The organism is Devosia beringensis, from assembly GCF_014926585.1.
GTDB lineage: Bacteria > Pseudomonadota > Alphaproteobacteria > Rhizobiales > Devosiaceae > Devosia > Devosia beringensis.
The window spans coordinates 1,369,197-1,394,569 of sequence record NZ_CP045422.1 but is presented as its reverse complement, the minus strand read 5'-3'; the positions used below and the strand labels follow the sequence as shown (position 1 = coordinate 1,394,569).

General features: G+C 63.6%; 26 protein-coding genes, 1 tRNA gene and 2 pseudogenes. 15 read left to right on the top strand and 14 right to left on the bottom strand.

Translation table 11 applies throughout. The features are described from left to right. Positions 1 to 9: 9 nt before the first annotated feature. The 7 genes from GDR53_RS06755 (at position 10) to tsaE (ending at position 6,758) form a co-directional block, all read left to right on the top strand. Positions 10 to 468 (top strand): HPr kinase/phosphorylase, encoded by a 459-nt coding sequence (locus GDR53_RS06755; protein ID WP_193337304.1) that lies wholly within the window; start codon positions 10 to 12, stop codon positions 466 to 468. 175 nt (positions 469 to 643) lie between these two features. Next, complete coding sequence (locus GDR53_RS06750) at positions 644 to 1,045, top strand: PTS sugar transporter subunit IIA (RefSeq protein ID WP_193337303.1); 402 nt, start codon at positions 644 to 646, stop codon at positions 1,043 to 1,045. Positions 1,046 to 1,093: 48 nt separating this feature from the next. Beyond that, on the top strand, positions 1,094 to 1,393 hold the full coding sequence (locus GDR53_RS06745; RefSeq protein WP_193337302.1) for an HPr family phosphocarrier protein: 300 nt from the start codon (positions 1,094 to 1,096) through the stop codon (positions 1,391 to 1,393). An 82-nt stretch (positions 1,394 to 1,475) separates the two neighbouring features. Next, on the top strand, positions 1,476 to 1,988 hold the full coding sequence (locus GDR53_RS06740; RefSeq protein WP_193337301.1) for a DUF2937 family protein: 513 nt from the start codon (positions 1,476 to 1,478) through the stop codon (positions 1,986 to 1,988). Positions 1,989 to 2,081: 93 nt separating this feature from the next. Further along, on the top strand, positions 2,082 to 3,482 hold the full coding sequence (ahcY, locus tag GDR53_RS06735) for an adenosylhomocysteinase (RefSeq protein WP_193337300.1): 1,401 nt from the start codon (positions 2,082 to 2,084) through the stop codon (positions 3,480 to 3,482). Between the two features lie 457 nt (positions 3,483 to 3,939). Beyond that, a complete protein-coding gene (locus tag GDR53_RS06730; RefSeq protein WP_193337299.1) occupies positions 3,940 to 6,336 on the top strand; it encodes a sensor histidine kinase in 2,397 nt (798 codons plus the stop codon). Continuing rightward, positions 6,336 to 6,758, top strand: a complete 423-nt coding sequence (gene tsaE, locus GDR53_RS06725; RefSeq protein WP_193337298.1) for a tRNA (adenosine(37)-N6)-threonylcarbamoyltransferase complex ATPase subunit type 1 TsaE — start codon at positions 6,336 to 6,338, stop codon at positions 6,756 to 6,758. Before GDR53_RS06730 ends, tsaE begins: the two co-directional genes overlap by 1 nt. Positions 6,759 to 6,771: 13 nt before the next feature. Here the strand turns inward: tsaE and GDR53_RS06720 are convergent, their stop codons facing one another. Further along, positions 6,772 to 7,266, bottom strand: a complete 495-nt coding sequence (locus GDR53_RS06720; protein ID WP_193337297.1) for a cytochrome b — start codon at positions 7,264 to 7,266, stop codon at positions 6,772 to 6,774. Between the two features lie 115 nt (positions 7,267 to 7,381). After that, complete coding sequence (locus tag GDR53_RS06715; protein WP_232846796.1) at positions 7,382 to 8,686, bottom strand: MFS transporter; 1,305 nt, start codon at positions 8,684 to 8,686, stop codon at positions 7,382 to 7,384. A gap of 257 nt (positions 8,687 to 8,943) precedes the next feature. Here GDR53_RS06715 and GDR53_RS06710 point away from each other — a divergent pair, with 257 nt between their 5' ends. Next, entirely contained in the window at positions 8,944 to 9,516 is a 573-nt protein-coding gene (locus tag GDR53_RS06710) for a TetR/AcrR family transcriptional regulator (protein WP_193337296.1), read from the top strand. Here GDR53_RS06710 and GDR53_RS06705 read toward each other — a convergent pair. Beyond that, entirely contained in the window at positions 9,513 to 10,334 is an 822-nt protein-coding gene (locus GDR53_RS06705; RefSeq protein ID WP_193337295.1) for a DUF1206 domain-containing protein, read from the bottom strand. The genes GDR53_RS06710 and GDR53_RS06705 overlap by 4 nt on opposite strands. Before the next feature lie 192 nt (positions 10,335 to 10,526). Here GDR53_RS06705 and GDR53_RS06700 point away from each other — a divergent pair, with 192 nt between their 5' ends. Beyond that, complete coding sequence (locus GDR53_RS06700; protein WP_193337294.1) at positions 10,527 to 10,823, top strand: hypothetical protein; 297 nt, start codon at positions 10,527 to 10,529, stop codon at positions 10,821 to 10,823. A 14-nt stretch (positions 10,824 to 10,837) separates the two neighbouring features. Here GDR53_RS06700 and GDR53_RS06695 read toward each other — a convergent pair whose 3' ends face one another. The 4 genes from GDR53_RS06695 to polA form a co-directional block, all read right to left on the bottom strand. Then, the gene (locus tag GDR53_RS06695) at positions 10,838 to 11,239 is read right to left on the bottom strand and encodes an OsmC family protein (RefSeq protein WP_193337293.1); all 402 of its coding nucleotides are present in this window, start codon (positions 11,237 to 11,239) and stop codon (positions 10,838 to 10,840) included. Positions 11,240 to 11,599: 360 nt separating this feature from the next. Continuing rightward, complete coding sequence (locus tag GDR53_RS06690; protein WP_193337292.1) at positions 11,600 to 11,767, bottom strand: hypothetical protein; 168 nt, start codon at positions 11,765 to 11,767, stop codon at positions 11,600 to 11,602. 15 nt (positions 11,768 to 11,782) lie between these two features. Further along, complete coding sequence (locus GDR53_RS06685) at positions 11,783 to 12,574, bottom strand: phosphotransferase (protein WP_193337291.1); 792 nt, start codon at positions 12,572 to 12,574, stop codon at positions 11,783 to 11,785. 229 nt (positions 12,575 to 12,803) lie between these two features. After that, positions 12,804 to 15,725, bottom strand: a complete 2,922-nt coding sequence (polA, locus tag GDR53_RS06680) for a DNA polymerase I (protein WP_193337290.1) — start codon at positions 15,723 to 15,725, stop codon at positions 12,804 to 12,806. A 214-nt stretch (positions 15,726 to 15,939) separates the two neighbouring features. On the opposite strand from polA, the gene GDR53_RS19735 reads away from it, so the two are divergent. Then, positions 15,940 to 16,329: a response regulator gene (locus GDR53_RS19735; RefSeq protein ID WP_408639788.1), complete on the top strand. Its 390-nt coding sequence runs from the start codon at positions 15,940 to 15,942 to the stop codon at positions 16,327 to 16,329. On the opposite strand, the gene GDR53_RS06670 is transcribed toward GDR53_RS19735, so the two are convergent. After that, entirely contained in the window at positions 16,326 to 16,892 is a 567-nt protein-coding gene (locus GDR53_RS06670; RefSeq protein WP_193337288.1) for a transglycosylase SLT domain-containing protein, read from the bottom strand. The two genes, GDR53_RS19735 and GDR53_RS06670, sit on opposite strands and share 4 nt — an antisense overlap. A gap of 324 nt (positions 16,893 to 17,216) precedes the next feature. On the opposite strand from GDR53_RS06670, the gene GDR53_RS06665 reads away from it, so the two are divergent. Further along, a tRNA-Arg gene (locus GDR53_RS06665) sits at positions 17,217 to 17,293 on the top strand. A 238-nt stretch (positions 17,294 to 17,531) separates the two neighbouring features. On the opposite strand, the gene GDR53_RS06660 is transcribed toward GDR53_RS06665, so the two are convergent. The 4 genes and pseudogenes from GDR53_RS06660 to GDR53_RS19680 all read right to left on the bottom strand — a co-directional run. Continuing rightward, positions 17,532 to 17,726, bottom strand: a complete 195-nt coding sequence (locus GDR53_RS06660; protein ID WP_193337287.1) for a hypothetical protein — start codon at positions 17,724 to 17,726, stop codon at positions 17,532 to 17,534. Continuing rightward, positions 17,708 to 18,034 carry a hypothetical protein gene (locus tag GDR53_RS06655; protein ID WP_193337286.1) on the bottom strand — a complete coding sequence of 109 codons (327 nt, stop codon included), beginning with the start codon at positions 18,032 to 18,034 and terminating at the stop codon, positions 17,708 to 17,710. The genes GDR53_RS06660 and GDR53_RS06655 overlap by 19 nt, the downstream gene beginning before the upstream one ends. Positions 18,035 to 18,092: 58 nt before the next feature. Then, entirely contained in the window at positions 18,093 to 18,404 is a 312-nt protein-coding gene (locus GDR53_RS06650; protein WP_193337285.1) for a hypothetical protein, read from the bottom strand. Positions 18,405 to 18,550: 146 nt separating this feature from the next. After that, positions 18,551 to 18,727: pseudogene (locus tag GDR53_RS19680) on the bottom strand (ATP-binding protein); the annotation flags it as partial. Between the two features lie 22 nt (positions 18,728 to 18,749). Between GDR53_RS19680 and GDR53_RS06645 the strand changes: the two are divergent. Beyond that, positions 18,750 to 19,010: pseudogene (locus GDR53_RS06645) on the top strand (integrase core domain-containing protein); the annotation flags it as partial. Between the two features lie 562 nt (positions 19,011 to 19,572). Here GDR53_RS06645 and GDR53_RS06640 read toward each other — a convergent pair. Both GDR53_RS06640 and GDR53_RS06635 read right to left on the bottom strand, forming a co-directional pair. After that, complete coding sequence (locus GDR53_RS06640; RefSeq protein ID WP_193337284.1) at positions 19,573 to 20,574, bottom strand: plasmid recombination protein; 1,002 nt, start codon at positions 20,572 to 20,574, stop codon at positions 19,573 to 19,575. 535 nt (positions 20,575 to 21,109) lie between these two features. Further along, entirely contained in the window at positions 21,110 to 22,003 is an 894-nt protein-coding gene (locus tag GDR53_RS06635; protein WP_193337283.1) for a LysR family transcriptional regulator, read from the bottom strand. A 263-nt stretch (positions 22,004 to 22,266) separates the two neighbouring features. Here GDR53_RS06635 and GDR53_RS06630 point away from each other — a divergent pair, with 263 nt between their 5' ends. Genes GDR53_RS06630 through GDR53_RS06620 form a run of 3 tightly spaced genes read left to right on the top strand, consistent with a single transcriptional unit; the run spans position 22,267 to position 25,345 of the window. Continuing rightward, entirely contained in the window at positions 22,267 to 23,535 is a 1,269-nt protein-coding gene (locus GDR53_RS06630) for an ABC transporter substrate-binding protein (protein WP_193337282.1), read from the top strand. Between the two features lie 23 nt (positions 23,536 to 23,558). Beyond that, the gene (locus tag GDR53_RS06625; RefSeq protein ID WP_193337281.1) at positions 23,559 to 24,491 is read left to right on the top strand and encodes a carbohydrate ABC transporter permease; all 933 of its coding nucleotides are present in this window, start codon (positions 23,559 to 23,561) and stop codon (positions 24,489 to 24,491) included. Positions 24,492 to 24,499: 8 nt separating this feature from the next. Further along, positions 24,500 to 25,345 (top strand): carbohydrate ABC transporter permease, encoded by an 846-nt coding sequence (locus GDR53_RS06620; RefSeq protein WP_193337280.1) that lies wholly within the window; start codon positions 24,500 to 24,502, stop codon positions 25,343 to 25,345. Positions 25,346 to 25,373 lie beyond the last annotated feature (28 nt).

Sequence of the window (25,373 nt, the reverse complement as noted above, 5' to 3'; positions counted from 1 at the left end):
ATTGCCCGCATGAATGAACCAAAAAACGTGCACGGCACGGGTCTGCTGCTGGGGTCGTCCGGTGTCTTGCTGCGGGGGCCTTCGGGGGCGGGCAAATCGGTGCTGGCGCTGACGCTGCTCGACCGCTGGACGCTGCTCGGCCTGCCGGCCTTTCTCGTTTCGGACGACCGGGTTGACCTGGTCAAGACCCGCGAGCAGGTCGTCATGCAGGCGCCGGACAATCTGGCCGGATTGATCGAACTGCGCGGTCGCGGCATCATCCGCCGGCCGCATCAGAGCCTGGTGCCGCTGCGCCTGGTCATCGACATCGTGCCCGACCTGGTGCGCATGCTTGAAGAAGAGGCACTCAGCACCGATATCTTGGGTGTCGCCGTGCCGCGGGCACCGGTGCCCTCCAGCGCCGTCATCAGCCTTGGCCACCAGATGCTGCTGGTGATCGAGGCCCTGTCTGCGCTCGACACGCCGTGACAAAATACCACTTGAATCGCGCCCCTGACCGGACAAGACTGGCCCGCACTCGGCCAGCTGCCGGGTCGGCAGTCTGTCCGAACCGTGCAGCGTCAGGTTTGGGCATGGGGCAAATTATACTGGATAGCTGTCGGCGCCGCATCGCGGGCGCAGTTCGGCACGCTGGGGATTTTGCATGATTGGTCTGGTTCTGGTGACGCACGGTGCGCTCGCCCATGAATTCAAGTCGGCGCTCGAGCATGTGGTGGGTCCACAGGAGCATTGCGCGACCATCGCCATTGGTCCGGACGACAATATGGAAGACCGCCGCAACGACATTCTTGCCGCCGTCGATGCCGCCGATGACGGGCAGGGGGTCATCATCCTCACCGACATGTTTGGCGGCACGCCCTCCAATCTCGCCATTTCCGTCATGCAGAACCGCGACGTCGAAGTGATCGCCGGCGTCAACCTGCCCATGCTGGTCAAGCTGGGCCGGGTGCGCAATGACATGACCATCAAGGATGCCGTCAAGCTGGCCCAGGAGGCCGGCCGAAAATACATTACCGTAGCCAATTCCATTCTGGGCGCGGATTGAGCATGATCGCCATGCCGCTGAACCCGGCGCTGTGGGGAGCATGAACGCATGGATGCCAGCCGCGCCGTCGCGCAGCAACTGACCATCGTCAATCGCAAGGGCCTGCATGCGCGGGCCTCGGCCCGTTTCGTGCGCACCGCCGAATGCTTCGACGCCGCCGTCAGCGTCATCAAGGACGGCACCTCGGTCAACGGTAATTCCATCATGGGCCTGATGATGCTCGGCGCCGGCCCCGGCAGCACCATTCTCGTCCAGGCCAGCGGCAAGCAGGCGCGCGAGGCGCTCGAGGCCATTGTCGAACTGGTCAATAACGGCTTTGACGAGGACGTCGAGGGCATGGCGGGTTAGGGCCTGTGGAACGGCGCCTCCGGCCCGGCGTTGACCCCCGAACCGGGCACGGCCCGTGCCCCGGCAGGACGGAGAGCGATGCATGCGGCGGATGATTGCCGGAATCGGCGGCGCGGCGCTGGCCGTCATGCTCAGCCAGTTTCCCGAATATGCCCAGCAATATACCCAGCGCCTCGGCGGCGCAGTCGATGAATTGCGGGTCATCACCGAGGATTTTGACCGCAGTGCCAGTGTCGGCGGCCTCGATCGGACGCAGGCGCTGCAGCGCTATGGCGTTTCCAATGACAGCTTCCTGGCAGACCGCGGCACGGCCATGGCCGCCACCTTTGTGCGCTATGAGCAGCTCAGCGCCACGCTGGACCGCATTGCCAATGCCGATCCGGTGACCCGCCTGCAGTCGCTACCGGCCTATCTCGACAGCGATATCGGCCGGCGCACGCTGGAAAACTACCAGCCCGCCGTGCCAGTGACCGCCGAGGGCATTCTCTATGCCGGCGGCGGTTTCATCCTGGGCTATCTGGTGCTGTCAGCGTTTTGGCGCTTCTGCACCCTGCCGTTTCGTCGCCGCCGACCGGTCTATCGAACCCTGGACTGAAAGGGGATATAAACTTATCTTTATGTCTCTGGTTGATCCGGCGGCCCGCCTTGCGTATAGCAAGGGCAACGCTAAACGCCCCGGAGTCTACCCATGACCAGCCCATCGACCGACTATTCGGTCAAGGATATGTCCCTTGCCGCCTTTGGCCGCAAGGAACTCGATATCGCCGAAATTGAAATGCCCGGCCTGATGTCTATTCGTGCTGAGTATGCTGCAAGCCAGCCGCTCAAGGGCGCTCGCATTGCCGGCAGCCTGCACATGACCATCCAGACCGCCGTGCTGATCGAGACCCTGGTCGCGCTCGGCGCCGAAGTGCGCTGGGTCAGCTGCAACATTTTCTCGACCCAGGATCACGCTGCCGCGGCCATCGCCGCCGCCGGCATTCCGGTCTTTGCCCATAAGGGCGAGACGCTGGAAGAATACTGGGACTTCACCGACCGCATGATGGACTGGCCGGGTTCGACGCCCAACATGATCCTCGACGATGGCGGCGACGCCACCATGTATATCCTCAATGGTGCCAAGGCCGAGGTGGACCCGTCCTTCCTCGAAAAGCCCACCAATGAGGAAGAAGAAATCTTCTTTGCCACCATCAAGCGCCGCCTGGCCAAGTCGCCCGGCTTCTTCACCAAAATCCGCGATGCCATCCGCGGCGTCTCCGAAGAGACCACGACAGGCGTGATGCGCCTCTATCAGCTGCACGCCAAAGGCGAGCTGCCCTTCCCCGCCATCAACGTCAATGACTCGGTCACCAAGTCCAAGTTCGACAACAAGTACGGCACCCGTGAATCGCTGGTCGACGCCATCCGCCGCGGCACCGATGTCATGCTGGCCGGCAAGGTCGCCATCGTCTGCGGCTTTGGCGACGTGGGTAAGGGCTCGGCGGAATCGCTGCGCGGCGCCGGCGCCCGCGTGCTGGTCACCGAAGTCGACCCGATCTGCGCGCTGCAGGCCGCCATGGAAGGCTTTGAGGTCGTTACCCTGGCCGAAGCTGCCCATCGCGCCGACATCGTCGTCACCGCCACCGGCAACCGCGATGTGCTGATGGTCGATGACATGCGCAAGCTCAAGGACATGGCCATTGTCTGCAATATCGGCCATTTCGACAACGAGATCGACGTGCTCGGCCTGCGCAACTTCAAGTGGACCAACGTCAAGCCACAGGTCGACCTGATCGAAAAGCCCGATGGCAGCCGTCTGATCCTGCTGTCGGAAGGCCGCCTGGTGAACCTGGGCAATGCCACCGGTCACCCGAGCTTTGTCATGAGCGCCTCCTTTGCCAACCAGACCCTGGCGCAGATCGAGCTCTGGACCAATGGCCAGAACCTCGAAAAGAAGGTGCATGTCCTGCCCAAGCATCTCGACGAAAAGGTCGCCGAGCTGCACCTGGCCAAGTTGGGCGCCAAGCTCACCGTGCTGACCAAGGAACAGGCCGACTATATCGGCGTCAGCCAGACCGGCCCGTTCAAGTCGGGCGAATACCGCTACTAGGCGCCGCCCGCCGTACTTTCAGTGCCCGCGGCTTCGGTCGCGGGCACATCTGTTTTGGTATATTCTTCCTGCCATACGGGGATAGCCCTCATGGCCTTCTCGTCTCAAATCGCTCCACCGGAGTGATTTTCCAGTGACGGCTCGAAGTTGCTGTTTCGTTCTCCGGTCAAGCCCCGATACCAGAGTTTGCGTAACAAGCTTGGGCATTAAGACTCTTTTAGGCGATTCGCCGTGCCGGTATGGTCAAGGTGATTCGGCTGGTGGGGGACACACAGCTGATCCGGAAGTGACGAGCCCAGATGTCGGCCGCTTACGTCCTTCCGTTGTAGTGACGCGTACCGGCTCTTTGCGGCGCCGGACTGGCAAAAAATCAATTTGACCTAGAGGGCAGCGCATGGCGCCGGATCACTTCCGGAAGCATTGGGGATTCGCACTACTCGCGACAGCCCCTCTTACCTTGCTCACGGCGGTTCCCGCTTTGGCGCAGGGCACCCAGGCGGCAAGCTTCGCCGGTGCAGCCCCTCTCGCTATCGCCGCCGGCGCCGGGGCCTTCGCCCTGGTCGCCATGGCTGTCATCCGCACCACCCTGGTCGACGGCAAGGCGGCCCGCCGCAAGGCCGCCGAACAGATCGCCGGCCTGCGCGCTTTGGTCGATGAATATGAAGCCCTGCTGTCCGGCACGCGCGAAGTCACCGTGCTGTGGACCGACGAAAACGCCCCCAAGCTGCTGGGCCAGGCCGCATCCGTGCTGCCCGTCGGCCGGCAGCCCGAAAGCGTGCTCAATTTCCAGAGCTGGCTGATCGGCGCCGATGCCGACCGGCTGGCCCGCCTGCTCGAAGACCTGCGCGTCTATGGCCATGCCTTCACCGTCAGCCTCACCGCCCTCGACGGAAGGCTGATCCGCGCCAATGGCTGGGTGCTGGGCGGCGGCACGGCCATGCGCCTGCGCCCCGCCTACCTGCAGCCCGGTGCCGAGCCCCAGCTGGCCGCAGCGGCCGTCACCAGCGACCTCGCCAGCGTCCGCGCCATTCTGGCCACCCTGACCAAACCGGCCTTTGCCCGCGACGCCCAGGACCGGCTGGTCTATGCCAACCAGGCCTATCTCGACCTGGCCCATGCCTTGGGTAAATCCGGCACCGAGACGGCGCCGCCCGAACTGCTCGAACCGACCAAGCTGCGCGAACATCTGCGCGCCTGCGATGCCACCGATCAGCCGACCCCGCTGGCCCTGGCCTGGGAACGCCAGGGCGCCTATGAACTGGTGGAATTTCCCGTCACCGGTGGCCGCGCCGGCCTGCTGCGCCCGACCGACGACCATGCGGCCAATGCCGGCGCCGATGCCCTGGCCCATATCAGCGGCATCATCGATACGCTGGCCACCCCGATTGCCATTTTCAATGCAAGGCGCGAGCTGATCCAGTTCAATCAGGCCTATGTGAACCTGTGGAACCTCAGCCACGGTTTCCTCACCCTGGGGCTGGACGAGCGCGCCATTCTCGACAAGCTGCGCACCGAAGGCATGCTGCCCGCCCAGGTCAATTACCACACCTGGCGCGACGCCCACCTGCAGGCCTATAGCCGCACCGAGCCCTTCGAGGACGAGCCCTGGCACCTGCCCGATGGCCGCACCATCAAGGTAATCTCGGCCCCCGCCGGCTCCACCGGCGGCGTGATCTATGTCTTTGACGACATTACAGAGCGCCTCAAGCTGGAATCGACCAACAAGGCCTTCTCCAATGTGCAGCGCGAAACCATCAATTCGCTCTCCGAAGCCGTGGCAGTGTTCGGCACCAATGGGCGGCTGACCCTGTCCAATCCGCGGCTGTCGGCGCTGTGGAAACTGCCCATGAACGAGCTGGGCAAGAACCCCCATATCGACCAGATCGCCGAGGCCAGCGGCAAGGCCATTCCCGAGGATGGCGCCAGCATCTGGCGCGATCTCAAGCGTGGCATCATCGACCTCAACCCCACCCGCTCCGACCAGACCGGGCGCATCAACCGCTCCGATGGCCGCCTGCTCGACTATGCCATTACCCGCCTGCCCGACGGGCAGACCATGATGACCTTTCTCGACGTCACCGAAAGCGCCTCCTATTCGCGCGTGCTCAAGGAGCGCAATGACGCCCTGGTCGCAGCCGACGTGCTCAAGGACGCCTTCGTGGAAAACGTCTCCTATGAGCTGCGTTCGCCGCTGACCAATATTATCGGCTTTGCCGAAATGCTGGCCACCGATGCCGGCCCGCTGAACCAGCGCCAGACCGCCTATGTCGACTATATCCGCGCCTCCTCGGTGACGCTGGGCGTGCTGATCGACAATATCCTCGACCTGGCCTCGGTCGATGCCGGCATTGCCGAACTGCGCCCCGAACGGCTCGACGTGCACAAGCTGGTCGACAATGCCCGGGCTGGCCTCTCGGCCAGTTTCCCCGAAATCTCGGGCGAAAAGCCCATCAACCTGGTGGTCGAGATCGACCCCGACCTGCCGCCCTTCATCGCCGACGGCACGCGTATCGTGCAGGTGCTCTACAACCTGCTTTCTAATGCAGCCCGCTTCTCCCCGCCCGGCGGCGAGATCAAGCTGACTATCGCCCCGCGCGGCGATCGCATGCTGTTTGTCATCGAGGATGAGGGCCCGGGCCTGACCGACGAGATGAAATCGGCCATCCTGACCCGGCTCGACAATACCGGCGCCACCGGCGGGCGCCAGCGCGGCGCGGGCCTCGGCCTGGCCATCGTCAAGACCTTCGTCAACCTGCATGGCGGCACCATCAGCGCCGAACGCCGCGAGCCGCGCGGCTCGCGCATCACCGTCAACCTGCCGCGCGACAGCTCGATGTCCGCCGTCGCCGAATAATGCCGGGCATCTTCCTGCCCGATGACGACGCCACTGCCGCGCTTGGCGCCACGCTGGCGGCCGAACTGCAGCCGGGCGATCTGGTGTTGCTCGAAGGTGATCTCGGCGCCGGCAAGACGGCTCTGGCCCGGGCCATCATCCGCAGCCTGGCCGGCGATCCGGCGCTCGAAGTGCCCTCGCCGACCTTTGCTCTGGTGCAGCCCTATGACACGGCCAAGGGCCCGCTGCTGCATGCCGATCTCTACCGGCTGGGCGATCCGCGCGAGATCGACGAGCTCGGCCTGCGCGACAATCCGGACGCCATCGTGCTGGTCGAATGGGCCGAACGCGCCCCCGAACTGGCGGCAGACGCCACGCTGGTGGTGAGCCTTTCTATACCGCCCGGCGGGCAAGGGCGGCTGGCGACCGTGCGCCAGCCTTAGACCCTGGCTTTCGCTAGAGCGCCCGGTCCGGCACCGCCATGCGGCGCAGCACGCCGGTGCGGAACCAGAACTGCTGCACCAGCGCGCCGGCCACATGCAGGCCGATCAGCGGCAGGAAGGCCAGCTGGATATAGACATGGGCGATGGCGGCGGGCTCGACATGGCCGAACCAGGCGGCCAGACCGCTCAGCGGCAGGATGAATAGCAGCGCGTAAAACACCAGATGCACGCCATTGGCGAGGACCGTCAGCAGCGCCGGCTGTCCGGCCGGATGGGCGGGCGCGCCATGGCGCAGCCGGATCACCACGCGCCAGATCGCCAAGACCAGGATGGCGATGCCGGCCAGGATATGGGGCAGCGGATTGGCGCCCTCGGCCACCCCGCCCTGGCTCACGATCCAGGCATTTTCCATGCCGGTATGCACAAAGAGCTGGAACAGCACCAGAGCGGCGATGACCCAGTGCAGGATGATATGGGTACGGGAATATCCCGCAGTCTGGCTGGCCATGTTGACGCTCCGGTCTGCCGCAGCGCGACGCGCGCCACTTTGCCTGAAATGGCGATCCGGGCCCCCGCTTGCAAGGGCAGCGCCGGCTTTTGGCCAGTGCCGCCCTCGCGACGCGCTAGGCTTTGGCGCTGGCAAGGCCTGCAACGGCTACCGGCGCCGCTGCCGGGCGATGGTCGGGCACCAGCAGCGCCACCAGGATGGCAATGGCGGCCAGGCCGCCCATGGCGAGAAAGCCCTCGGTGAAGCCGGCTTCGGCAGGCAGGCCATTGGCCTGCAGATTGCCCGTCACCAGGGCGCTCATCAGCGCCGCGCCGATCGAGCCACCGATGGTGCGCAGGTTCGAATTCATGCCGCTGGCCACGCCGATCTGGCCGGCTGGGGCCGTCAGCACGATGAGGCTGGCCGTGGCCGCTACGCCAAACCCCAGGCCGATGCCGAACAGGCCACCCGCCAGCATGATTTCGATCTGGCTGTCATGCAGCAGCGCCAGGGCGACGCTGGCCAGCGCCACGGCCGCCGCTGATCCAACCAGCTGGTATTTGGCGCCGATCATTGCCGAAACGCGGCCGCTGAGGAAACCGGCGGCCGCCATGGCCAGGGTCATGGGCAGGATCAGGAAGCCGGACTGCGTCACGCTGGCGCCAAAGCCGAACCCGGCCGTGGCGGGCATCTGCGCCAGCTGCGGCAGGAAGGCGAAGACGCCGAACATCGCGGCGCCGAACAGCAGCGAGGCGAGGTTATTGGTCCAGATCGGGGTCAGGCGCATCAGCTTCATGTCGATCAGGGGATTGCTGGAGCGCGTCTCCACCATGACCCAACTGGCAAACAGCACAATGGCGGCGAGGCCAAGGCCGATCACGGTGAGCGAGGTCCAGCCCCACTGCGTGCCAAAGCTGAGCGGCAGCAGCAGCGCCACCAGCCAGCCGGCCATCAGCGTGGCGGCCAGCCAGTTGATGGTGCCGCCATTGCGCACTTCCGATTCCGGCACCACCAGCCGGGTGGCGGCCGCGCCGCCCAGGAAGACCAGCATGGGGATCCAGAACAAAGCGCGCCAGCCGAACAGCGCGTCGATCGGCCCGGCCAGCACCGTGCCCAGGCCACTGCCGATGGCGATGATGGCGGAGACCGCCCCGATCATGCCAGGCAGTTTGGCGGCGGGGAATTCGTCGCGGATAATGCCATAGGTGAGCGGGAAAATGCCGGCGGCGAGGCCCTGCACGACGCGGCCGGCAATCACCAGCTCGATATTGGGGGCGAAAGTGGCGATCAGGCTGCCCAAAGCGGCGGCGAACAGCGAAATCATGATGGTGCGGCGCTTGCCGATCATGTCGCCCACCTTGCCCAGGATGGGGGTGGCGACGGCGGCGGTGAGCAGCCAGGCGGTCAGCGTCCAGGTGACGACCGAGGGCGTGGTGCCCAGATCGCGCTGGATGGTGGGCAGACCGGCACCAGCAGCGACTGCAGCAGGGCAAAGGCGCCAATATTGATGGCAAGGACGGGAAAGACAGCAGCCGAGGGGCTGCGCAAGGGAGAGGTCATGGGAAAATGCCTTGTGCTGAACGCTTGACTATGCGGAGGCAGGCTCCGATATAATGGGAGCAAGCGTTATGCGGAGATGACCTCCGTTTAATAGCGGAGGCACCCTCCGCTTGCAAGTGCATTTTTTGGAGATCGCTCATGTCCGCAGTGGTGGACAGCACCGACAGCCTGATCAGACGCCCCGGCCGGGCCGACGCGCGGCGCAATTTTGATGCCCTGCTGACTTCTGCCCGGGCCACGTTCACCGAACAGGGCACAAGCGCCGCGCTCGAGGAAATCGCCCGGCGCGCCGGGGTTGGCATCGGCACGCTCTACCGCAATTTCCCGACCCGCGAGGCGCTGATCGAGGCGGTCTATCTCGATGGCATTGATGAACTAGTGCGCGCCGCAGACGCCGTGGCGGGATTGCCGCCCTGGGAGGCGTTCGAATCCTGGCTGTGGCGCTATATCGATTACGCCGCCACCAAGAGCGTACTGATCAGCGCCATCAACAACGAATCGCCGGCGCTGCAATCGTGCCGCCGCGCCTTCTATGACGCCGCTCAGCCTCTGTTTGACCGCGCCATTGCCGCCGGCCAGCTCCGGGCCGATGCCAGCTGCCAGGACATCATGCGGCTGATCTCGGGCGTCGCCGGCGTCACCTTCAGCGATGCCGATCAGCGCCTGCGCGTGCTGGCCATGGCCATCGATGGGCTGCGTACCCGCAACTAGATCCGGGCGGCGGCGCGGACGTCGCCCATGTCGGGGGCGTCGACATGGCGATAAAGCCCCTGGATGACGGAATAGGCGCCAAAGGCGACCAGACCGAGGGCGATAGTGCCGTAAAGCCAGCGGCCGAAGGGCAGGGCGTGCACATAGTCGAGCGCCTCGGCGGTGCCGCCGGCCTGTTCGGGCGAGACGGAAAAGGCGGCATAGACCAGAAAGCCGCCGACAATGGCAAAGACCAGCCCCCGCGCGCCCAGGCCAAAGATGCAGATCTTGTCCATCCAGCCGGCATGGCCGCCCGGCAGCGACAGCCGCTTGCGGTAGCCATGGCTGGCGCCATACCAGATCTGCGTGACCCCCGCGGCGATCACTCCCAGACCGACAAGGCCGAGTAGCCACACGCCGAAGGGCTGCTGCAGCAGCCAGGCCGAAGCTTCCTCCTCGCCGCTGCCACCCTCCCCGCCGCCGCCCATGCGCAGCGCCAGCCGCGCGGCACTGAGGGCGAGGAAAAGATTGCCGCCGGCGCTGATCAGCTGGCCGACCCGCGGGCCAAAACCCTTGATATTGTCGGGTCGATTGTCGGCATTGAGCAGACCCTGCGCCAGCTTCCACGCCACATAGCCGAACAGCCCCACGGCGACCAGCCCCAGCAATATCCGCCCGAAGGGCAGGCCGAGCAGGCTCGACAGGGCGTCCGATGAGCCCTCGGCATCGCTGCCGCCCCAGAGCGCCGAGGCCAAAGCCAGCCCGCCCAGCATCCCATAGACCACGCCGCGCGCCATATAGCCGCCGCGGGCCAGGGTTTCGAACTTGTTGTCAGGCATGGGGGCACTCCTTGTTGGCAAGGCAACGGGCAAAAGCGCCATCGCGTTCCCGCCACCGGCCCGCTCCGCGCGCGCGGCGCCGGCTGTCCCGCTTTGGCACGCCGGTTAACCCCGCCTTAACCATGCCGGCACCGCCAGGGATCGAACCATCCGGCCGATGCATTGGATTTGTCTCAAATGCGAGGCAATGCCATGTCCATCCCCAACGCCATCTCAAGCCAGACCATGCCCGACGAGCTTGTCGCCGAATTCCTCGATCTGGCGCGCTCGGCCAATATCCATTTCGACATCGTCAATGACCGGCTGCATATGCGGGCCGTCAATCCCAACTGGGTAATGTGGAAACCCTGCCGCCACCTGCTCGATGAGATCGGCCAGGCCCGCATCGAGGCCTATGTCCGCAGCCAGGCGCAGGCGCAGGGCGCCGTGGCGCGCTGGACCGCGGTCAGCGCCGAACGGCTGCATCTGGCCGCCGCGGCCATGCGCTAGCGCGATTGCGGTCCTCAGCCGCGCACCACCGTACCCAGCAGGGCCACGCTCTGCGCCAGCGTGTTGGAAATGGTGCCATATTTGCGCACATTGGTGTGCAGCAGCTCGAGCCGATGGTCACTCTCGCTGGTAACGACAGTGAGCACATAGGTGATGGCGCTGATCCGCGGTGGCGCCTCCTGCCGCTCAGCGACCATGTTCACCGTCACCCCACTAAACTCGAATTTGAGCAGCGGCGCCGAGCGCTCCATCCCCTTGATCATGCAGGCGGCGAGACTTGCCAGCAGCAGCTCCACCGGATTGAGCGCATCTGCTCGCCCGGCCAGCGAGGTGTCGAGCACCACCAGCGCCTCGCGCACCCCGGCCACGCTGCCCTGGGCGTCATCGCGGTGGGCGGAAAGCGTATAGCTGCGCATGTCGTGGTCTCCCGGTGGTGTGGGAGGAGATTAGCGCTGGAGAAGAGGGCGGGTGTTGATCGAGCGCAATCTTTGGGAATTGAGGAAGATGAGACCACGATACCGCAGTCGTCTCACTCCGCCCTAGGGGGAGAGATCAAGGGTGGGGTGTCACAGGCGTGGTACCCGCGGAGGCAAACCCCAGCCTGCTCGACGACGGACTTGGCAGGCCAAGCCCTGCCTCGCTTCCCTCCCCACAAGGGTGAGTGATGGGCAAACTGCGGGCGCAGGACCCTCCTAAGCGCAAAACAGACGTTAGTGGATCGTTTACATCTGTTTTAAGAGACCCTGCGCTTCAAATATTAGTAGGGGGCTCCATGGTCATTCAAGGAAGATGTCGCCGATTTGGCGAAGTGGGCCATTGGCGCGCAGGCAGTCGCACAGACTGCAGAGGCGACGAAAAATGCCATCGTCATGCCGTTTCTTCGCGTGCTGGGATTTGATGTCTTTGACCCCAACCAGGCTGCGCAGGCCTTTGAGGTCAGTCATCGAAAGCTATCTAGTCTAGCCCGCCGCCGCCTCCAACTCCGCCCTGTTCCGCCCCATCCAGGCCGCGCTCCTCGCCCACCAGGCCATCGCCCATAGTGCGTCGACAGGGCCGGTGCTGTCGGGCGTAAGCACGGCCTGTTTTGCTTCATTGGCCGCATCGGCGATGGCTAGGTCGATCATGGTAGGGACTAGCCTTGCGCGTTCCTGTGCGGAGAGGCCATAGCCGTCCACGATGATGCGGAGGTATCGCGCGCGGGTGGCGAGGGATGGGAGAGACAGGCGCTCCATCAAGTCATCGTCGAACAGATGCGCGTTAAGCCAGCAAAGCTGAGCTAGCTCGACCAGGGGATCGACGGGACCGGCCTGTTCCCAATCGATGAAACCCACCGGCTGGTCGTCGCGGGCGATGATGTTCCAATCGCCGAGATCGCCATGGCCGATGATGCGGGGACCATCTCCGAGATCGCGGCCGAACCAAGGGCGCCAGGTGGCGTCTGTGGGTGGCGCGAAGCTGGCGCTGGCGCGGTGGAAATCGGCCAGCATGCGGCCGAGACTGAACAGCGCCTCTTCGGGCCAGGGACCGGGATGGGGCGAGGTGCCCTCGATAAAGCTCAGGGTCTCGCGTCCCTCTGCGTCAAAGCCGCTGCCGATAACGCGTGGCGCGCCGGCAAAGCCCTCGGCCTCGAGATGGTGCAGCAGGGCATGGACGGATTTGGCCCAGGAGCCGGTTTGCCGGTGGACGACGTCGCCAATGCGGGAAACAGCGGTGCGGCCGCCACCGGCGAGGGGGATTTCTTCAATCGGCATTGTGGCGTCCCCATTGCATCAGACGACACTCTCCTATCTGAGAAGATCAATGGCGGGGCAGGTTTAGCCTAGATATCTGGGCTAAACGACACCCCCTCCCAACCTCCCCCGTCGATGGGGAGGTGCAGATCGCGTATGCGACACGTCTGGGCCATTCGAGCTTAGCTCTCATGGCCTAGCACCCTGAAATCGCTTCACTGGAGCGATCTCGCCGAACGCGTCCCCCTCCTTAGTGCGCCTCGTCCCAGTTCCCCGCCGCATGCGCATCGACCTGGATCGGCACGGTCAGGCGCACGGCGGGTTCGGCGGCGCCTTCCATCACCCGCTTGATCACGGGAATCGCGTCATTCTCCGTCCCCAGCGGCACTTCGAAGATCAGTTCGTCATGGACCTGCAAGAGCATGTCGGCCTCGATGCCGGCCTTTTTCAGTTCCGGCTCCATGCGGATCATGGCGCGGCGGATGATGTCGGCGGCTGAGCCTTGGATGGGGGCGTTGATGGAGGCGCGCTCGACAAAGGCGCGTTCGCTTGGATTGTGCGACTTGGCATTGGGGAAGTTGATGCGGCGACCGAACAGGGTCGTCACATGGCCGTCTTCCTTCACCTTGCGACGCTGCTCGGCCATGTAGTCGGCAATGCCGGGGAAGCGCTCGAAATAGGTCTTGATATAGTCGCCCGCCTCGCCGCGGCCGATGCCCAGCTGATTGGCGAGGCCAAAGGCGGAAATGCCATAGATGATGCCGAAATTGATCGCCTTGGCGCGGCGGCGCACATCGCTGGGCATGCCTTCGACCGGCACGCCGAACATTTCTGATGCCGTCATGGCGTGGATGTCGAGGCCCTCCTCGAAGGCGTCCTTGAGCGCCTGGATATCGGCGATATGGGCCAGCACGCGCAGCTCAATCTGGCTGTAATCGGCTGAGACCAGGATTTTTCCGGGCGCGGCAACAAAGGCCGAACGGATCTTGCGCCCATCTTCGGTGCGGACGGGAATGTTCTGCAGGTTCGGATCATTCGAGCTGAGGCGCCCGGTCAGCACCGAATGCTGGGAATAGGTGGTGTGGACGCGCCCGGTGCGGGCATTGATATAGACGGGCAGGGCATCGGTATAGGTGCTGCGCAGCTTGTTGAGCTGGCGCCAGTCGACAATGGTGCGCGCCAGCGGCACGCCCTTGAGCGCCAGGTCTTCGAGCACATCGGCGCCGGTGGCCCAGGCGCCGGTCTTGGTCTTGGTGCCGCCCTCGAGCCCCATCTTGTCAAAGAGGATTTCGCCCAGCTGCTTGGGCGAGCCGAGGTTGAAACTCTGCCCGGCCAGCTCATAGGCCTCGGCCTCAAACCCGGCGGCGCGCTGGGCGAACTCACCCGAGAGTCGGCTGAGGATGGAGCGGTCCACATTGACGCCGCGCGCCTCCATCCGGGCGAGGACTGGCGCCAAAGGCCGCTCGATGGTTTCGTAGAGCGCCGTCATGTTTTCCGCGACGAGGCGGGGTTTCAGCACCTGCCAGAGCCGCATGGTCATGTCGGCATCCTCGGCGGCATAGCGAGCCGCCTCGGCAATCGGCACCTGGGCAAAAGTGCGCTGGCTCTTGCCCGAGCCGAGCAGCTCGCGGATCGACTGGCCGGCAAAGCCCAGCCAGTGCTCGCCCAGCTCGCCCATGGTGTTGAACTGCGGCCCGTCCAGCGCATAGCTCAGCAGCAGCGTGTCATCGATGGACCTGACCGGCACGTCATAGCGCGCCAGCATCCCGAGGTCATATTTGCCATTGTGGAAGATTTTCAGGATCGACGGATCGGCAAAGAGCGGCTTGAGCATATCCAGCGCCAGCCGGATATCCATCTGGCCCTCGGAGGGGCCGCCGCCGCCAAAGATATCGGCCGCGCCCTCAATGTGGCCGAGCGGTAGATAGGCGCCTGTGCCCGGGGCGATGGAAAAACTGAGACCGACGAGGTCCGCCGTCTGGTTGTCGAGCCCGGTGGTCTCGGTATCGGTGGCGACAAAGCCGGTCATCTCGATGGCGTCGATCCAGCGCTGCAAAGCGGTGGCATCGCGGATGATCTCGTAATCCTCGTGTCTGAAGGCAATGGCGCGGATGCGGGCATGCTCGGCCGCGGCATGGGCCACCGGGGCGGCATTGGACCGGCCCGAGGCCTCGTGCCGGGCGGCGCGGCTTTCTGCGCGGGCGGCATTGTCAAAGCCCACCGCGCCCGGCGCCGTCTTGGCGGCATGGGCCGGATCGGCCGGGAAATCATCGGGATTGGCATCGAGCAGGCCGGCCAGGCGCTTGGTGATGGTGGCGAACTCCATCGCCTTGAGAAAGGGGAAGAGGTTGCCCGGCTCCATGGGCTGGCGCAGCAGGGCGCCGAGATCGAGCTCGACCGGCACGTCCTGGCTCAGCGTCACGAGGCGCTTGGAGACCAGCGCCAGCTCGGCATTGGCCTTGAGCTTTTCGCGGCGGGCGTTCTGCTTGATCTCGTCGGCATGGGCGAGGAGGTTTTCCACCGAGCCATACTGATTGATCAGCTCGGCCGCCGTCTTGACGCCGATGCCGGGCACGCCGGGCACATTGTCGACGCTGTCGCCGCACAGCGCCTGCACCTCGATGACCTTGTCCGGCGTGACGCCGAACTTGGTGAAGACCTCATCCATACCGATCCAGCGCAGAGGCGGCTGGCCGGGGCGCGGAATGGTGTCGAGCATGCGGATACTGCCATCGGGCTCGATCAGCTGCATCATGTCCTTGTCGGAGGAGACAATGGTGGCCTTGCCGCCGGCCTTGCGCGCCATCACTGCATAGGTGGCGATGATATCATCGGCCTCCCAGCCCTCCATTTCGATGGAAGGAATGGAAAAGGCGCGGGTGGCGGCGCGGGTCAGCGGGAACTGCGGCACCAGCTCCACCGGTGCCGGTGGGCGTTGTGCCTTGTAGTCGGGATAGAAATCGTCGCGGAAGGTCTTGCCGGAATGATCGAAGATCACCGCCATATGGGTGGGCGCGTCGTCGCCCTTGAGATCTTCGGTGAGCTTGTAGAGCATGTTGCAGAAGCCCTGCACGCAGCCCACGGGCAGCCCGTCCGACTTGCGGTTGAGCTGGGGCAGGGCATGGAAGGCGCGGAAGATATAGGCCGAGCCGTCGACGAGCAGCAGATGCATGAGGGGCGATTCCAAGCGGATGATGGACGCCGACTTTAGGCCAGTTTGCCGCTGGCCAAAAGACCTCGCTGGCGGGAACCCGGGCACAAGCTGCCGCGTTGTGGGGGCAATGGTTGTCGTGAGGACGGCCTGCGCCGTGCATGATATCGTAATTGGGCCGTTATTGCGCGCTAAGCGCTGCCCAATACTTGTAGTGCCGCCAGAGGGTTTGCCGATGAACAGTCCCGCCAGCAGGGCCGCCACAATTCTGGTGGTCGATGACGATGCGCTGATCAACATGAACGCTGTCGACATGCTCGAACAGCTCGGCCATACGGCCATCGAGGCCTATTCCGGCGCCGAGGCGCTGAAAATTCTCGCCAGCGACCGGCCCATCGACCTGCTGATCACCGACTATGCCATGCCGGGCATGAACGGGGTGGAGCTGGCGACCCAGGCGCGCCAGCTGCGGCCAGGGCTCGCCGTGGTGCTGGCCACCGGCTATTCCGAGCTGCCCAGCGGCGAACAGATCGACCTGCCCCGCCTCAACAAGCCCTATCAGCAGGCCGACCTCGCCAACCACCTGATGCTCCTGCTCAACGAACAGGCGCCGGCCGCCAGCTAGCGCAGGCCGGCCTTGTCCAGCACGCCGGCGCGCTTGGCGTCGTAATAATAGCCGCTGGCATAAAAGCGCACCGAGCGATCGTAATTGCCGCCGGCCGTGACATAGGCGCCGGCCAGGTAGCGCACCGCATAGCGCAGATTGGTTTCCGCATCGAGCAGGCCTGACGGCGAACCGCGATAGCCCATGCCGCTGGCGGTGGCGTGGCTGATCTGCATCAGCCCGTAATAGGGCCCGTTGCGCGCCCCGGCATTGTAATTGCTCTCGCGCACGATCACCCGCCGCACCAGATCCTCGGGCACGGCATATTGGGTTGAATAGTGGGCAATCAGATTGTCCATCGAGCCCTCGGCATAGCCCAGGGCCGAGGCGGCCGCGGGCACTTCACTGGCCTTGGGCACATGGCCTGCCGGCGTGCTGGGCGCGGCAAAGGCGGCCAGCGCCGCGCTGGCTCCGCCGGGAGCCGGCTTGATGCCGGCCATCGAGCAGCCCGTAACCAGCAGGGCCAGCACCAGGCTCGCGCCGAGCCCCAGCGGAGCCCGATATCGTGTGGTGTGCGTTGTCATGGCCCAGCCTTACGCTATTTTCTCTGTTGGCGCGATAGGGCCAAATCGGGGCAGCTTGATGGCAAAGCCGGCGCCATGGCCTTTTGGCCCGGGGCCGACAGGCGGCAAGACGCGGCAAGAGGCGGGACAGGAGCGGGGGGCTGATACCGCGCGTTGCAAGAGAAACAAGCGGCGGGAACGGCTGCCAATGGCCGGCCTGCCGTGAGCGCCAGATCCGGGTTTTTCCGCCCGGCGAAACAAAACCTGCCAACCCCGTTGCGCGGATCACCGGCTTTGGCTAGTTTGCGCCCGTTCAGCCGGGGGCCCATCCCCCGCTTCACGGATGCACCCGTAGCTCAGCTGGATAGAGCGCTGCCCTCCGAAGGCAGAGGCCGGGGGTTCGAATCTCTCCGGGTGCACCAACAAAATCTATGACTTGGCGAGTTTTCGCTACCAACGCCGCACAGTCTCCGCACAGGAGAAGGTGTTATGGCGTTTAGCGTCGATTTATACCGCCAGGACCGTTGGCCTGAAAAATGTAGGAAACCCACTTCCGCATTTTCTGGATTCTGCATGTCGCCATAAGTTGCCGGTAAGTTACCGGGAACTTACCACATCGCTAACTTGCTGACAGCGCTATATAAATTCGCATGCCTGAAATCAGGCAAAATTGAGGCAGATTTTGACCTCGGAATTCGCAGCGCGTTTCTGAAAGTGTTGGCCGCGATGCCAGTAGACGGTCTCAAACATCTGCACGGTCATGCTGCCAATCAGGCCCTTTGTCTGGTTGGGGCTGAGGCCAAACAAGCTGAACTGCTGACCAGCCATCGCCGTGTTCAACTGCACCTTTTGCATCGTGACCACCATTTCTCGTCGCCCAGCGCGCGAGCGAATTCGAGCGCCTTGGGGATGAGCATGTCGGGTTGCCCATTGATCCCGGTGAGGTGGGTGGGCAGCTCGGCGACCTTGGAATTGTCGCCAGCTGCCTGGGCTATGTTGATCACTTCCAATAGCGTCTTGCGCTGCTGATCAAGTCCGACAATTTGGGCCAGGGATTCGCAGGCGACTTCCTGCTGGGCCCGCAGCGCTTCGTCGGCGTGCATCGAGTAGAACATCGTCCAGGCCGCTTCACGGATGGCGGCGGTCTCGGCTTCTGTGAGCACAGTGCCGTCGCGCGTGGCAATAGCCCGCGCTGCCGACAGTTCCTTGGCGATAGCTGCTTCACCTTTTTTCGCGGCGGGCGGTCGCTTCGGCGTTCAGCGCGTCGACACACAGCTGGATATCCTGATCGTTATTATGCTGCGCGGTCATCCCGCCCGACTGGATGGGTGAGCCGCCGCCCATCTTCTGGTTGGCCCAGTCCTGCAGATTGGCGACAGTCAGGCCGGACTTGAACATCGTGGGATTGGCGTTGACCGAACACTTCTGCACAATGTTCGCAGCCAACTCTTCGGGGTTAGCCAACAGCACCTTGCTCGCATCACCGGAGCCAACGAAGTGCGCCAGATAGGTCGCGCCTGCCGTGGGCACCAAGCCGGAGTTGATGATCGCCGCCTGGTTCTCCTGAGTGAGTTCGTCAATCGCAGCGGGGTCGGCACCGGCCTAAGCGATGCCATGCGGGACAAGATCCTGCAACAAATGGAAGCGCGCCGTATCGAGAAACCTGCGTTAGCTACGGCGGACCGGAACTCCCACTCTGCGAGCTCGGCGTTGAGCAGCTGGGACAAGGTCGGCACGGCGGTATCGAAGGCAGGTGGACCCTGTTCGAGCAGCTCGCTCACAGCCTGCGCCATGCCATGCATCTTGAGGCTGCGGAGCATCACCACGATGGGGGCACTGGCAGGGTCATGACGCATGGCGAACAAACTTTTCCGCGCACACGATTTCGAACTGACCTGCGCCAGGAACGACATCGAGCACCGGACCACCAAGGTCAAGCACCCTTGGACCAACGGCCAGGTCGAGCGAATGAACCGCACCATCAAGGACGCCAATGTCGAACGCTTTCTCCACGAGAGCCACGACCAGCTGCCACGACACCTCACCGGCTTCGTCGCGGCCTATAATTTTGCTCGTCGGCTCAGGACACTCAAGGGCCTCACATCCTACGAGTTCATCTGCAAGACCAGGGAGGCCTAGCCAGAACGCTTCACCCGAAATTCGCTCCAGCAAAGTCCGGGACTAAACATCTAGACAACCTCGATCGTGCAAACGGCTTTGACATCTTCGCGGCTGCGGAACGCGCGCAAGGCCGGGAAGCGTGGGACGGGTATTTTGAGGTCAACCAGATGCTTACACAGCGCATCGAGGACGTCGTTCAGCTCCGGTAATCCGGCGTCACCGAGCTTTAAGTATGGCTGGGCGGTTAGTCAGATTCTCAATATCGGTAATCTGGACATGGATTTCTAGCTGCACCTCTGCCAGCTCCACTTCGGCGGAATGATCGAGTTGGACGTGGAGTACCTGGCCGCCGATCAACTCCTCGATCGTGAGCGCTCTTCTAAATGGAACGGTTGTCCTCGCTGGCCTCATTGACCCAGCTTAGCTCGTCCGGCCGGCGAAATGGAATAGGTAGGACCGTCGTCGAAGTCCGCCCGTATCAATAGGCCAGGGTTAGGCCAGGGTTCGGCCGCGCCAATCGCTGCAGCTAGGATGTGCACGTCAATTTCAGAAAGGCGAGGCATGATTTCCGCAGAGGGAGTTAGGGGTGTTCAGTGGAGCTTGCGGGCGGTTCGATATTATCCAGATCGGCGCTAAGCCTTGAAATACGCTGCAGGTGCTTATCGAACACCTCCTGCTTGTCATGGAGGATCGCGACCACCGGAGCATGTGGATCGTACGCCTCCAGAGTCGAAACCGCCGCCTTGATCCACTCATGCGATTTGGTCGCGTCCAGGAGCACCTGTGTAGCTTTGCGTAGATTCGTCTTTAGAAGTGCCTCCTGAGCGTGCAATGCGGCCAGCCGGATGTCGAACTCGGCAACCCGCTCCTGTAACTGGGCGGCATAAAGTTCAGCATCAGCTTTGGCCCTCTCCATGGCTTCGTCGGATGCACGGTGGCGACGAGCATATTCCTGATGGCTCTCGTGGCTCCGGCCAGTGACACGCTTCGGAACACCACGGGTCAACCCAAGGGGTGCCATCTTTTCGGCAAACCAATCCTGCAGGCCAATCATGTTGTCCCGTGCCGCACTGATGGTTTCGCCGCCGAATACCTTCCGATAGGAAACCGCGTGCTTCGACGTGCGTTTGGTGACCTTCGTATAGATGGGAACCACGCAGATGGACATGTGCGGACTACCTTCATCAAGATCTAACCTTGCCGCCGCCACCATGCGGGGATAGCGCTCGTGGAATGCGGCAAGCACCGCTTCTGCCCACGGGATCACCCGCTCCATGTTAAAATGTCCGGTGTCGTCGAGCGGGCTGAAGTACTCCGGTGATGCTGCCACAAGAAAGTCCGCTGCCAGTGGCGCGTTCTTTCGTGGGGTTACGCCGAAACGGTCGAAAGTGGCCTGGACGGCCTCGGCCCAATCGACTGGGCCCGTTACCCGTCCCGCAGCCCAATGCATATTGAACGCTGACCGTTCAGGGTCAAAATGGGTGCTGCTATCGGCACGCCGGCCATGCCGAGTGGCGCCGTCGAGATCAGCATTAGACTTCACGCGCTCGACACGCAGGATCGCATAGTGCACTGCAGACATGGTGTTCCCCATCGTTCGCAGGACATTCGGAAAATTCTCGGCAAGGGTCCAAGTCTTTCGCTTACTAAAGCGGAAACGGAAACGAACTTCCGTACTTTCCGAAAACTGCAACTCATTGTAAGTTGCCGGCAACTTACCGGCAACTCATGCGCCAATTAAACTGCTGGTATTGAAGGTTTTTTCGAACGATCAGATCGTGGCTTTTCCAGGGCAGGAAAACGGAGCGGCGCGACTCCCTTAGCTGTCCTTCTGGGAAACGAAGTGGGGTGGCCATAAGGAGATCAGCCGCACAGAAACCGCAGAGCTACCTATCGATGGAGTTCGGGCAATGGAGGCCGCCAGCGCACTCGGGAATGGGTTCTGCCGCTATCGTTGTGCAAGGTGCCTCGGGCTTTGCCGAGGCCGAATTCGTTCAGGAGCTCCAAAGCCGGAAGTGACCCAGATCCTGGTGTCGATGGGGCCTGATCTTTCCCCGGGTGCACCAATCTCGCGCAATGTCCTGAACTACGGGCCGCACCTTCGATCCGCCGATATCCTAGTCAATCGTGGGCAGGGGCAGTTTTGTCACGGTTTGCCGGGCCAGTTGCAGGAAGTCGCGAACCGCCGGGCGGTCGAGCGAGCGGGCGGGGTAGATCACGCCGGAATCGTCTGCCTGCCCGGGATCCTCGATATCGAGCGCCTCGATGCCGAAGCTGCGGAACAGCATCTGGAAGCCGCTCGAGGCGGACATCAGAAACGGCGAGTGGCGCAGCAAGAGCAGCGCATTCATCATTGTGTCGACGCGCACGGCAAAATCGCGCGACAGGCGGCCCAGGCTGCCCGGTCCGGCATCGTCCTCATAGCCCGGGCTGATCCAGCGGCGGGCGAGCAGTTCCTCGATGCCCACCAGTTCGCGCTGCCGCAGGGGATGGTCCTGGTCGCAATAGATGAAGGTGGCCTGGCGCACCAGTGGCTGGAATTCTACCTGCACGACGGGACCATAGCGGGCCGAAAAGGTCCCGAATACCAGGTCGTAGACGCCGTTGCGCAGGCCTTCCAGCCGCGTCCCCTCATCGGCAATTTCGACCTGTACCACCACCTGCGGATGCGTCATGGCAAAGTCCCGCACCACATCGGGCAGGATGGCGAGGCCCCATAGATCGCCGGCGGCAATGCGGATGGCCGCCTTGGCGCGGCCCTGCAGCTGCTCGATCTCCTCGCGGGCTTCGTCCAGCGCCGGCAGGATGCGCACGGCCCGGCTATAGAGGGCTGACCCATAGGGGCTGAGAGCCACGCCGGCGCCATTGCGCACAAAGAGCGGCGCCCCATAGCTGTCCTCCAGCTTCTGGATGGCGCGCGACAGCGCCGGCTGCGAGATATTGAGATGCTTGGCCGCGGCGGAGATCGATCGTCGACTGGCCACTTCCACAAATTGCCTCAGTTCCCGCACGCCAATCTCCCATGCAAAACACGCATAACGTATAATACCTTTGCATTTGACGTCCAGTCCGGCCCGGTGTCTGAATGCCCGTCAGAGTGCTGAGCTGCGGTGGTTCTGCGCTGACGCACGGCGCTTTAGTCATGCGGTGGCTGTCCAGAACGAATGCCCCAAGTGCTGAATTGCGCATATCGCAGACAGGTCTCGAACAATAAACGGCCGCAAACGGCCACAGCAGTTCTGTTTGGGCTTCCGGGCCTATGAGGAGGAATGAAATGAAGCATGCACTTTGGCGCCACGCGGCGCTGATGGCGACCGGTCTTGTCGCCTTGACGGCGCCCGTCCTGGCGCAGGACCATGTCAACCTGATTTTCCGCCAGTTCGATCCGCCGACGGAAACCGCTGGCCTGCAGGCCGCGATCGATGCCTGGAACACGTCCCACCCCGATATCCAGGTGCGCATGGAAACCATGGCGGGCGGCGACACGCTGGCCCAGCTGGCGCGCGAAATTCCCGCCGGCGCTGGGCCCGACATCCAGCACATGGCCTTTGTCTGGACCCGCGACCTGGCGAAATCCAACCTGCTGCTCGATCTGGGTCCGCTGATCGAGGCTGAGGCGCCTGGCGCCGGCACCGACGATTTCCTCGCCCTCGAACTGGCAACCCTCGACGGCAAGATCTATGGCATGCCCTGGTCGGCCGACACCTTCGCCATGGCCTATCGTCCCGACCTGCTCGAGGCTGCAGGGGTGACGCTGCCCGATACCTGGGACGAACTGGCGACGGCCGCGCAGGCGCTGAGCAATGGCGATGGCCAGTACGGCCTGTGCTTCCCGGCCGGCAGCGCGCCCGATAGCGGCATGTGGACCCTGGTCAACTACTACCTGTGGTCCAATGGCTCGACCCTGATTGACGAGACCGCCCCCGGCACCTGGGAGATTGTCGCCAGCGCCGAGGACATCGCTGCCGCCATGACCTATTTCAACGGCTTCTTTACCGCCGGCACGGCGCCGGAAAGCCTCATCACCGTCAACAGCTGGGGCGATCCGGAACTGATCGGCGGGCTTGGCCGGGGCGACTGCGCCATTACCTTCTTCCCGCCGCAGACCTTCCGGGCGGCGCAGGGGCAGTCCGAACTGCCGCTCGAGACCGGCATGATCCCGGCGGGCAGCGAGATGCGCATTTCCCATCTTGGCGGCCGCGCCCTGGGCATCAATCCCAATAGCAAGCATCCCGAGCAGGCCTGGGCCTTTATGCGCTACCTGCTGAGCCCGGAAACCTTCAAGACCTACAACCAGTATCCGGCGCAGGAATCGGTGCTCGATGCCCTCGACTTCCCCGAGAACGAGCAGGGCTATGTCGACATGCTGCCGCAGGCCCGGACCTTCGAGCGCTACATATCCTCGCCTATCGCCGTCTCGAGCATGACGGGTCTCATCAATCGCGAATTCGGCGCCGTCTTTTCGGGCCAGCGTTCGCCCGAAGAGGCCAGCCAGATCGTGCTGGACGAGTTGGCAGCCCTGCTCGAGCGCGGCAAGTCCTGAGCCAATAGAGGAACCGTGCTTCCATGACCGTCCTTCCCACCAGCGCGCCGGCTGAAGAGCCGGCGCAGATCCTGGGCAAGAAGCTGGAGCCCTATCTGCTGGTGCTGCCGGCCATGCTCATCCTGGCCTTCTTCTTTGCCGGCCCGGCCGTTTACAATATCGCCCTGGCCTTCCAGGAACTGAGCCTGTTCGACCTGGGGCGCGAAGGCAAATGGGTCGGCTTTGCCAACTTTGCCGAGGTCCTGACCGATCCCTCGACCGGCCAGTCGCTGATCAACACCACGCTCTGGCTGACCATCATCACGGTCGTGCTGCGCCTGGCGCTGGGGCTCGGTCTGGCCCTGCTGCTCAATGCCACCGTGTTCTCGCGCTGGAAACTGGGCTGGCTCGTCCGCTCGCTGATCCTGGTGCCCTGGGTGACGCCGCCCGTGGTGGCCGTCGCCGCCTGGAAATGGCTGCTCGATGCACGCTATGGCGTGGTCAACCAGGCACTGATGGGCCTTGGCCTGATCGACCAAGGCATTCCCTTCCTCGCCCGCACCTCCACTGTCTGGGGCGCCATCGAAACCATGCTCATCTGGCGCGAACTGCCCTTCGTCGTGATCACCATCCTGGCGGCGCTACAGTCTATCCCGAGCGAATTGCGCGAGGCCGCCCGCATCGATGGCGCCAATGAGTTCCAGATCCAGACCCGCATCGTCCTGCCGCTTCTCAAGCCCGTGCTGGCGGTGATCACGCTGCTGACCACGATCTGGACCTTCAACAACTTCGTCTATGTCTGGCTGGCGACCCGTGGCGGGCCTGGCGACTATACCCAGGTGCTGGCCACGCAGATGTATACGACCTCCTTCGTCGACTATCGCATGGGGGCCGGCGCCGCCGTTGGTGTCGTCATGAGCCTGATCATGTTCGCCTTCGCCCTCGTCTATTTCTTCGTGATCTTTCGGGAAAAGTGAGGCGCACCATGTCCAGGGACTCCGTCAACAGCCATCCCATCCGCGATCTGGTCACCGTCGTGCTCGGCGTCGGGCTGCTGCTGATCCTCGCCTTTCCCTTCATCTGGGTGGTGCTGATTTCCTTCCGCCCGGAAGCCGACATCTTCACCCGCACCTTCCAGCTGGTCACCACCTTCACGCTCGAGAACTACGCCATCCTGCTCGAGGATTCGCCTTTCCCGACCTATCTGCGCAACAGCCTCGTAGTCTGCACCATCGCCACGGTGGTCGCTGTCACCATCGCCATGATCACGGCCTATGGCTTTTCGCGCAACCGGCGGTTTGTCGGCCGCCAGACCCTGCTCATCATGGTGATCGCGACACAGCTGTTTCCCTTCGTCATCCTGATCACGCCGCTCTATGCGACCTTCTTCTCGCTCGGCATGATCAACAATCCGCTGGCGCTGATCATCTCCTATATCGCGGTCAACCTGCCCTTCTGCATCTACATGCTGCTCGGCTATCTCGACACGATCCCGCGCGACCTCGATGATGCCGCCCGCATTGACGGCGCCACCACGCTGCAGATCATCTTCCGGGTGATCCTGCCGGTGGCCTGGCCGGGTATCGTGACCGTCTCCGTCTATGCCTTCGTGTCGGCCTGGGACGAGTTCCTGTTCGCGCTGACGCTGATGACCTCGGATGAGAACAAGACCGTCCCGGTCGGTCTGGCCGGTTTTTTCGGCGAGTACACGACGCAGTGGAACCTGGTGATGGCGGCCTCGGTCATTTCGACCCTGCCCACGCTCATTATCTTCATGTTCCTGCAGCGCAAGCTGGTTTCCGATCTCTCGGCGGGTGCCGTCAAAACCTAGTGATGGCGGGGCCAACGCCCTGCCGTCT

What these genes read in the sequence shown, in the direction of transcription:
- tsaE (WP_193337298.1), top strand. Translation starts at nt 6,336, where the DNA reads ATGCCGGGCATCTTCCTGCCCGATGACGACGCCACTGCCGCGCTTGGC.
- GDR53_RS06640 (WP_193337284.1), bottom strand. Translation starts at nt 20,574, where the DNA reads ATGTCTGCAGTGCACTATGCGATCCTGCGTGTCGAGCGCGTGAAGTCT.
- GDR53_RS06685 (WP_193337291.1), bottom strand. Translation starts at nt 12,574, where the DNA reads ATGCCGATTGAAGAAATCCCCCTCGCCGGTGGCGGCCGCACCGCTGTT.
- GDR53_RS06630 (WP_193337282.1), top strand. Translation starts at nt 22,267, where the DNA reads ATGAAGCATGCACTTTGGCGCCACGCGGCGCTGATGGCGACCGGTCTT.
- GDR53_RS06625 (WP_193337281.1), top strand. Translation starts at nt 23,559, where the DNA reads ATGACCGTCCTTCCCACCAGCGCGCCGGCTGAAGAGCCGGCGCAGATC.
- GDR53_RS06745 (WP_193337302.1), top strand. Translation starts at nt 1,094, where the DNA reads ATGGATGCCAGCCGCGCCGTCGCGCAGCAACTGACCATCGTCAATCGC.
- GDR53_RS06690 (WP_193337292.1), bottom strand. Translation starts at nt 11,767, where the DNA reads ATGACTGACCTCAAAGGCCTGCGCAGCCTGGTTGGGGTCAAAGACATC.
- polA (WP_193337290.1), bottom strand. Translation starts at nt 15,725, where the DNA reads ATGCATCTGCTGCTCGTCGACGGCTCGGCCTATATCTTCCGCGCCTTC.
- GDR53_RS06710 (WP_193337296.1), top strand. Translation starts at nt 8,944, where the DNA reads ATGTCCGCAGTGGTGGACAGCACCGACAGCCTGATCAGACGCCCCGGC.
- GDR53_RS06695 (WP_193337293.1), bottom strand. Translation starts at nt 11,239, where the DNA reads ATGCGCAGCTATACGCTTTCCGCCCACCGCGATGACGCCCAGGGCAGC.
- GDR53_RS06660 (WP_193337287.1), bottom strand. Translation starts at nt 17,726, where the DNA reads ATGCAAAAGGTGCAGTTGAACACGGCGATGGCTGGTCAGCAGTTCAGC.
- GDR53_RS06750 (WP_193337303.1), top strand. Translation starts at nt 644, where the DNA reads ATGATTGGTCTGGTTCTGGTGACGCACGGTGCGCTCGCCCATGAATTC.
- GDR53_RS06700 (WP_193337294.1), top strand. Translation starts at nt 10,527, where the DNA reads ATGTCCATCCCCAACGCCATCTCAAGCCAGACCATGCCCGACGAGCTT.
- GDR53_RS06755 (WP_193337304.1), top strand. Translation starts at nt 10, where the DNA reads ATGAATGAACCAAAAAACGTGCACGGCACGGGTCTGCTGCTGGGGTCG.
- GDR53_RS06705 (WP_193337295.1), bottom strand. Translation starts at nt 10,334, where the DNA reads ATGCCTGACAACAAGTTCGAAACCCTGGCCCGCGGCGGCTATATGGCG.
- GDR53_RS19735 (WP_408639788.1), top strand. Translation starts at nt 15,940, where the DNA reads ATGAACAGTCCCGCCAGCAGGGCCGCCACAATTCTGGTGGTCGATGAC.
- GDR53_RS06670 (WP_193337288.1), bottom strand. Translation starts at nt 16,892, where the DNA reads ATGACAACGCACACCACACGATATCGGGCTCCGCTGGGGCTCGGCGCG.
- GDR53_RS06720 (WP_193337297.1), bottom strand. Translation starts at nt 7,266, where the DNA reads ATGGCCAGCCAGACTGCGGGATATTCCCGTACCCATATCATCCTGCAC.
- GDR53_RS06620 (WP_193337280.1), top strand. Translation starts at nt 24,500, where the DNA reads ATGTCCAGGGACTCCGTCAACAGCCATCCCATCCGCGATCTGGTCACC.
- ahcY (WP_193337300.1), top strand. Translation starts at nt 2,082, where the DNA reads ATGACCAGCCCATCGACCGACTATTCGGTCAAGGATATGTCCCTTGCC.
- GDR53_RS06740 (WP_193337301.1), top strand. Translation starts at nt 1,476, where the DNA reads ATGCGGCGGATGATTGCCGGAATCGGCGGCGCGGCGCTGGCCGTCATG.